The following is a 6,361-nucleotide window of genomic DNA, read 5'->3' on the forward strand; positions in this document are numbered from 1 at the left end:
CGTCGCAGACGTTTAAGTGTCGCGCAGGACTCTGCGCTCAGAGCTTCTCGGCGTAGGCCGACCACTCCAGTTGCGACGCTGTGAGTTTGCGGCCGGTGGGCTCGACATAACGCTCGACGAGCTCGTCGGGACCGGCCTGCTCCACCAGCCGCCAGCCGTACTCGGCGAGGAACGCCGCGACGTCGTCGGGCTGCAAGCCGAAATGCCACAGTTGCCGGCGCTGGCGTACGGTGCGGTACAGCGTCCGGGTGCCATACCGGTTGGTGCCGTCGATGAAATCGCTACGGACGTAGGTGAACACCAGACGGCTGCCCGGCGCGGTTGCGCGCAGCCCGTCCAGCGTGCGCCGGACGGTGGCTTCGGTGAGGTATTGGGTGACGCCTTCGCAGATGAAGAACGCCCGGTAGTCGGTGCGGTAACCGTGCTCGGCGAGCGAGGTGAGCAGGTCGTCATGCTCGAGGTTCAACGCCACCAACCGAACCGACAGCGGCGGCTCGCCGAGCACGCGGCGGACCGTCTTGAGCTTCCTCGCCACGTTGACCGGCAGGTCGACCTCGAACACCGGAATGCGGACCCGCCGCGTCAACTGGTAGGCGCGGGTGTCCAGGCCCGCTCCGAGGATGACGACGGCGTTGACGTCGTCGAGTGATTCCTGGACCTTGTCGGTGATGAAACGCTTGCGGCACGCCAGATTCGCCCACAGTCCCGGACCGGTGAACTCCGAGCCGCGGATCATCAACCGCCGAACCGGCGCGAACCGGGTCGCCCCGACGAGCCACCGCAGCGGCGCGGGCAGGAAGAGTTCGGCGAAGTCGTCGTCGACCAGGCGGCGGCCGGGCGGCTCGTTCTGCTCGACCGCGGCCAGTAACATCGGGCCAAATGCCGTCTGCGCGACCGGGTTTCGTGCCATCGCCATTACTTGTTCAAGAAACCCGCGTCGACGGGCAGGGTTACCCCGGTGATGTAGCGCGCCTGGTCGGACACCAGCCACGCCACCGCGTTGGCGACGTCCTCGACGTCCAGCACCTCCACCGGCATGGCGTTGCCCATCGCGCCCGGCGTGTCCGTCGCGGCGGCCATCTTGGCCAGCCACTCCCGGGTGAATTCGTTGTTGATCATCGGCGTCTCGACGCCGGACGGGTGGATCGAGTTGACCCGGATCATCTGCCCGGCAAGCAGATTCGCGTAGACACGCATCAGCCCGACCACACCGTGCTTGGCGGCGGCGTAGCCGACGGAACCGGCGTCCGGGCTGCCGACCCCGGCCAGCCCGGCGCTCGAACTGATCAGCACGATCGACCCGCCGGTGCCCTGCTTGACCATCGTGGGTATCGCGACCTTGATGGTGTGGTAGACGCCGGTGAGGTTGACGTCGATGACGTCGTGCCAGCCGTCGTCACCGGATTGCATGGGGGCGATCCCGGCGTTGGCCACCACGATGTCGAGGCGGCCGAACTCGTCCAGGCCCGCCTGCAAGGCGGCCGCCAGCGATTCGCGGTCGCGGACGTCGCCGCGAGCGGCCACGATCCGCGCGCCGGTGTCTTGCACCAGCTTCACCGTGGCGGCCAAGTCCTCGGGGGTGGCCAGCGGGTAGGGGACGCTGGCGATCTGGTCGCACAGGTCGACGGCGATGATGTCGGCGCCGTCGGCGGCCAGCCGCACCGCGTGCGCGCGGCCCTGCCCGCGCGCGGCGCCGGTGATGAAGGCGACTTTGCCTTTCAGGGGGCCTTCTGGCGAGCGGGCCATCAGGGCCGCAACTGGCCTTTGGCCGGGTCGCCGGCCGACACCGGCTGCAGCATCTTGATGTCGGGGGCGCCGACGAGGTGCTCACCCGCCGCGGTGAACATCTTGCCGATCGCCGGCGCGGTGCTGTGCGCCTTGAGCGCCTCGGCGTCTGCCCACTGCTCGACGAAGACGAAGGTCTCGTCGGACTGGTGCAGCGAATACAACTGGCAGCCCGGCTCGTCGTGCACTTCTTCGACCGCCCGCGTGAGGATGTCGCGAACGGTGTCGACCGACTCGGGTTTGACAGTCATGGTGGCGACGACGACAACGGGCATTGATGGCCTCCTGGGCGCTGTGGGATCCGGTGACGAGCACGACTTCTCGCAACCGAATGTCACCCTACTCACGCGATTTGGCGCCCCGGCCGCACCGTGCCTGACAAGGCCGGAGGGTTACCAGTGTGGCGGGTGGTGTAGATGATGCCGTTGCGACTACCCTTGCCGTCATGCCCAGTAAGACCGCCGCCCGCTCCGGAAGCCGAACGAGCAGGTCAAAGGCCACTTCGCGCGCCAGCGGGTCCCGGGGTGCGCGCCCGGCGGCGCCCCGCAAGAAGGTCAGCAAGCCCGCCCGGCGGCGCAATCACGCCCCGCTGGTCGGGGCCGGACTGACGTGTGGTCGCGCCATCCGCGCGATCTGGTTGATGGCCGCCCGGGGGACCGGCGGCGCGGCCCGGTCGATCGGGCGAGCCCACGACATCGATCCCGGGCATCGCCGCGATGGCATCGCGCTGGTACTGCTGGGCTTTTCCGTGGTGGTCGTCGCGAGCTCGTGGTTCCACGCCGCCGGACCGGTCGGCACGTGGGTCGACACGCTGCTGCGGACCTTCATCGGCGCCGGTGTGCTGGCGCTGCCGGCGGCCACCGCGGCGGTGGCGGTGACCCTGATGCGCACCGAGCCCAACCCGGATGTGCGCCCCCGGCTGATCCTCGGCACCAGCCTGATCACGCTGTCGGTCCTCGGTTTGCGCCACCTGTGGTCGGGCTCGCCGGGGGACCCGGAGGCGCGCCGCCGCGCGGCCGGTTTCATCGGCTTCGCCATCGGCGGCCCGCTCTCGGACGGGCTCACGCCCTGGATTGCCGCGCCGTTGTTGTTCATCGGGTTCATGTTCGGCCTGTTGCTGCTGACCGGAACCACCATCCGGGAGGTGCCCGACGTGGTGCGGGCCATGTTCGGCACCCGGCTGGTCGGCGACGACGAGCCGTACGACTACGCGGACGAGTTCGACGACGACGCCGAAGCGGCCCACGACGACGACTACGACGACGCTCCTTCGGTTCCCGAGTCGGCCGCCTGGTCGCCGGACGACGAGGCCGAGGCCGCGCTGCAGGACGACATCCCGACCGTGCCCGAACCCGCCATCCAGCCCGCCCTGCAGGCGTCGCGGGGCCGCAAGCGCGGCCGGTCGGCGGGCAAGCACGACACCGTGGAACTCGACCGGATCGTCGAGGGTCCCTACACGCTGCCCTCGCTCAGCCTGCTGGTGGCGGGCGATCCGCCCAAGAAGCGCAGCGCCGCCAACAACGTCATGGCCGACGCCATCACCGAGGTGCTGACCCAGTTCAAGGTCGACGCCGCCGTGACCGGCTGCACCCGCGGGCCGACCGTCACCCGCTACGAGGTCGAGCTGGGACCGGGCGTGAAGGTCGAGAAGATCACCGCCCTGCAGAAGAACATCGCCTACGCGGTGGCCACCGAGAGCGTGCGCATGCTGGCGCCGATCCCCGGCAAGTCGGCTGTGGGCATCGAGGTGCCCAACACCGACCGAGAGATGGTGCGGCTGGCCGACGTGCTCACCGCTCCCTCGACCCGGCGCGACCACCACCCGCTGGTGATCGGGCTCGGCAAGGACATCGAGGGCGACTTCATCTCGGCCAACCTGGCCAAGATGCCGCACCTGCTGGTGGCCGGCTCGACCGGATCCGGTAAGTCCAGCTTCGTCAACTCGATGCTGGTGTCGCTGCTGGCGCGCGCGACCCCGGAGGAGGTCAGGATGATCCTGATCGACCCGAAAATGGTGGAACTCACGCCGTACGAAGGCATTCCGCACCTGATCACCCCGATCATCACGCAGCCCAAGAAGGCGGCCGCCGCGCTGGCGTGGCTGGTCGAGGAGATGGAGCAGCGCTACCAGGACATGCAGGCGTCCCGGGTGCGGCACATCGACGACTTCAACGAGAAGGTGCGCGCCGGTGTCATCACCGCGCCGCTGGGCAGCCAGCGTGAATACCGGCCCTACCCGTATGTGGTGGCGATCGTCGACGAGCTGGCCGACCTGATGATGACGGCGCCGCGCGACGTCGAGGACGCCATCGTGCGGATCACCCAAAAGGCCCGGGCCGCAGGCATTCACCTGGTGCTGGCCACCCAGCGCCCGTCGGTGGACGTGGTCACCGGTCTGATCAAGACGAACGTGCCGTCCCGGCTGGCGTTCGCCACGTCGTCGCTGACCGACAGCCGCGTCATCCTGGACCAGGCCGGCGCCGAAAAACTGATCGGCATGGGCGACGGCCTGTTTCTGCCGATGGGCGCGGGCAAGCCGATCCGGTTGCAGGGCGCGTTCATCACCGACGAGGAGATCCAGGCCGTCGTCACCGCCTGCAAGGACCAGGCCGAGCCCGAGTACACCGAGGGCGTCACGACCGCCAAGCCCACCGGGGAACGCACCGACGTCGACCCCGACATCGGCGACGACATGGACGTGTTCCTGCAGGCCGTCGAGCTGGTGGTGTCCAGCCAGTTCGGCTCCACCTCGATGTTGCAGCGCAAGCTGCGCGTCGGCTTCGCCAAGGCCGGCCGGCTGATGGACCTGATGGAGACCCGCGGCATCGTCGGACCGTCGGAGGGCTCCAAGGCGCGCGAGGTGCTGATCAAGCCCGACGAGCTGGCCGGAACGCTGGCGTTGATCCGGGGCGGAAGCGACGCCGACGGGGGCGACCCGGAATAGCGGCCGGGTTCAACGCCGAGCGTGCACTCAAGGCGAAGAACTGGCCGGAATCCCGCCGCCAGTTCACGCTCGGCGTTCTACAACACCAGCAGCATCCGCGAGTTGCCGAGGATGTTCGGCTTGACGTAGCTGAGGTCCAGGAATTCGGCGACACCGATGTCGTAGGAGCGGCACATCTCCTCGAAGACCTCGGCGGTGACCGGCGTGCCCTCGATCTCGGTGAATCCGTGCCGGGCGAAGAACTCGGTTTCGAACGTCAACACGAACAGCCGCTTGAGCTGCAGCTCGCGGGCGACCTCCAGCAGCCGGTCGACGATCGCGTGGCCGATGCCGTGGCCGGTCAGCGCCGGGCTGACGGCGACGGTGCGCACCTCGCCGAGGTCCGACCACAACACGTGCAGCGCGCCGCAACCGACCACCTGGCCCTCGTGTTCGGCCACCCAGAATTCCTGGACGGCCTCGTACAACGTCACGAGGTTCTTCTCCAGCAGGATCTTTCCCGCATAGGTGTCGACCAAGTGTTTGATGGCCGGCACGTCGGACGTTCGCGCGCGCCGAACCAGCGGCCGAGGACGCTGCGGATCATGGGTCACGGCTAACAGTATCGACATCGCAACCGGGTGTGCTGGTCAACCGCTATTCTGTTGCCGTGTCGGGGCAGCCGCAGACGGGTCCGGCGGCAGGCCGCGCGAACATCGCCAATTTGGCCAATACGCTGACCCTGTTGCGGCTCGTCCTGGTGCCGATCTTCTTGCTCGCGCTGTTCGCCGGGGACGGCCATCAAAGCGGTTTCCGGGTGGTTGCTTTCGTGATCTTCGCGGCCGCCTGCATCACCGATCGGCTCGACGGCCTGCTGGCCCGCAACTACGGCATGGCAACCGAATTCGGCGCTTTCGTCGACCCGATCGCAGACAAGACACTGGTGGGGTCGGCGCTGATCGGGCTGTCGATGCTCGGTGAACTGCCGTGGTGGGTCACGGTCGTGATCCTGGCCCGCGAGTTCGGGGTCACCGTGCTGCGACTGGCCGTGATTCGTCGCGGCGTCATCCCGGCCAGTTGGGGCGGCAAACTCAAGACCGTGGTGCAGGTGCTGGCCATCGGATTGTTCGTACTGCCCCTGGCGGGGCCCTTCCGGGTGGCCGCGGCGGTGGTGATGGCCGCGGCGATCGTGCTCACCGTCATCACGGGTATCGACTACGTCGTCTCGACCGTCCGGGAAGTACGCCGCACACCCGGCTGATTCCGGCGGCGCCAAATGGGAACCAGACCACCGCCGACGGCGTTCACCTAGAGAGCCCCTGCCGGAGGCAAGCGAGTACGTGCCGCGCAGGGCCGACTGGACGAAGGAGGGCGGGATGCCGCCATTGGTGCGCGAGGTCATCGGCGACGTGCTGCGCGAGGCCCGCACGACACAGGGCAGGACGCTGCGCGAGGTGTCCGATTCGGCGCGGGTGAGCCTCGGATACCTGTCCGAGGTCGAGCGCGGCCGCAAGGAGCCATCCAGCGAGCTGCTGAACGCGATCTGCGACGCGTTGGACGTCCCGCTGTCGTCGGTTCTCACCCACGCCGGCGAGCGGATGGCCAGCGAAGAACGTGCGGCCGTCGGCGCGCCCGCGGATGGGACCGCCAGCA

Annotated in this window: 7 protein-coding genes; 3 read left to right on the top strand and 4 right to left on the bottom strand. The window is 68.6% G+C overall.

Annotated elements, in window-relative coordinates:
- Window positions 1-37: 37 nt before the first annotated feature.
- From AC5Y4T_RS02850 to AC5Y4T_RS02860, 3 genes are read right to left on the bottom strand one after another with little or no spacing between them, the layout of a single operon-like run.
- Window positions 38-910 (bottom strand): SAM-dependent methyltransferase, encoded by an 873-nt coding sequence (locus AC5Y4T_RS02850; RefSeq protein ID WP_499919325.1) that lies wholly within the window; start codon window positions 908-910, stop codon window positions 38-40.
- Between the two features lie 5 nt (window positions 911-915).
- On the bottom strand, window positions 916-1,746 hold the full coding sequence (locus tag AC5Y4T_RS02855; protein WP_499919326.1) for a mycofactocin-coupled SDR family oxidoreductase: 831 nt from the start codon (window positions 1,744-1,746) through the stop codon (window positions 916-918).
- Window positions 1,746-2,060, bottom strand: a complete 315-nt coding sequence (locus AC5Y4T_RS02860; protein ID WP_499919327.1) for a putative quinol monooxygenase — start codon at window positions 2,058-2,060, stop codon at window positions 1,746-1,748. Before AC5Y4T_RS02860 ends, AC5Y4T_RS02855 begins: the two co-directional genes overlap by 1 nt.
- A 170-nt stretch (window positions 2,061-2,230) precedes the next feature.
- Between AC5Y4T_RS02860 and AC5Y4T_RS02865 the strand changes: the two genes are divergently transcribed.
- Window positions 2,231-4,729, top strand: coding sequence for a DNA translocase FtsK (locus AC5Y4T_RS02865; protein WP_499919328.1), 2,499 nt, complete (start codon window positions 2,231-2,233; stop codon window positions 4,727-4,729).
- Window positions 4,730-4,806: 77 nt separating this feature from the next.
- Here AC5Y4T_RS02865 and AC5Y4T_RS02870 read toward each other — a convergent pair whose 3' ends face one another.
- Window positions 4,807-5,340 (bottom strand): amino-acid N-acetyltransferase, encoded by a 534-nt coding sequence (locus AC5Y4T_RS02870; protein WP_499919329.1) that lies wholly within the window; start codon window positions 5,338-5,340, stop codon window positions 4,807-4,809.
- A gap of 38 nt (window positions 5,341-5,378) precedes the next feature.
- Between AC5Y4T_RS02870 and pgsA the strand changes: the two genes are divergently transcribed.
- Both pgsA and AC5Y4T_RS02880 read left to right on the top strand, forming a co-directional pair.
- A complete protein-coding gene (pgsA, locus tag AC5Y4T_RS02875) occupies window positions 5,379-5,969 on the top strand; it encodes a CDP-diacylglycerol--glycerol-3-phosphate 3-phosphatidyltransferase (protein WP_499919330.1) in 591 nt (196 codons plus the stop codon).
- A gap of 115 nt (window positions 5,970-6,084) precedes the next feature.
- Window positions 6,085-6,361: helix-turn-helix domain-containing protein (locus AC5Y4T_RS02880; RefSeq protein WP_499951940.1), on the top strand; the 277-nt coding region annotated here is incomplete at its 3' end.

This window comes from Mycobacterium sp. NGS11 (assembly GCF_059813315.1).

Excerpts from the sequence above, each read along its gene's own strand:
- AC5Y4T_RS02850 (WP_499919325.1), bottom strand. The coding sequence starts at position 910 with ATGGCACGAAACCCGGTCGCGCAGACGGCATTTGGCCCGATGTTACTG.
- AC5Y4T_RS02855 (WP_499919326.1), bottom strand. The coding sequence starts at position 1,746 with ATGGCCCGCTCGCCAGAAGGCCCCCTGAAAGGCAAAGTCGCCTTCATC.
- AC5Y4T_RS02860 (WP_499919327.1), bottom strand. The coding sequence starts at position 2,060 with ATGCCCGTTGTCGTCGTCGCCACCATGACTGTCAAACCCGAGTCGGTC.
- AC5Y4T_RS02865 (WP_499919328.1), top strand. The coding sequence starts at position 2,231 with ATGCCCAGTAAGACCGCCGCCCGCTCCGGAAGCCGAACGAGCAGGTCA.
- AC5Y4T_RS02870 (WP_499919329.1), bottom strand. The coding sequence starts at position 5,340 with ATGTCGATACTGTTAGCCGTGACCCATGATCCGCAGCGTCCTCGGCCG.